Here is a 648-nt window from a genome sequence, read left to right on the forward strand (position 1 = left end):
CCCCAGTGCAGCCAGCACAGACGGACGAGTTGCAGGTGTTTCGGTTTCCTCGGTTTCTTCGGGAGCATCCTGCGAGGAACTGCGGTCACGGTCGATGTTCAGCAAGGCGTTCAATTCAGCAAGGCGGGCAGACTTTTCGGCCAGTTCTTCCTCCTGTGCAAAGGGCTTTGCCACTTCGACCTCTGCGGCCTGCTTCTGCCGTTCAAGGTTTTGCAGAGCATTTTCGGCATCTGCGATACGGTCAGCGAAATTGTCGATGGCATTGTCCAGACGAGTGATATTGCCGCGCGCATCATCGCCCAGCGACACCGGGTAACTCAACTCTGCCCGGAGTACGGCCTGATGCTCATTTTTGAAGCTGTCGAATCGAATGTTCAGTTCAAAGCCACGGTAGGTGCCCAGCAGCATCATATCAGCATTGGGCATCTCTTGCCGAGCCAGCAGCAGCCGTTCGCCGGCAGCTTTTTTGTCATCGTACACCATGCCCTTGATAGTCATGCCGCAGAAGTTTTCTTTGTCCTGTGGGTGTGCTGCTGCAATCTGTGAATCCTGTTGTAAAGCAGCAATGCGGGTTTTCTGTTTCTGGATCTCCTCCGGGAAAGTTTTGAGCAGCTTATCCTCCAGACGATATTTCTGATTCTGGAAGTC

1 pseudogene is annotated in these 648 nt (G+C 53.5%); it reads right to left on the reverse strand.

Annotation, left to right across the window (positions count from 1 at the left end):
* Positions 1-648, reverse strand: a pseudogene (locus C4N24_RS15050) (DEAD/DEAH box helicase family protein); the annotation flags it as partial.

The sequence above is a fragment of the Faecalibacterium prausnitzii genome, from assembly GCF_003287405.1.
GTDB lineage: Bacteria > Bacillota > Clostridia > Oscillospirales > Ruminococcaceae > Faecalibacterium > Faecalibacterium intestinale.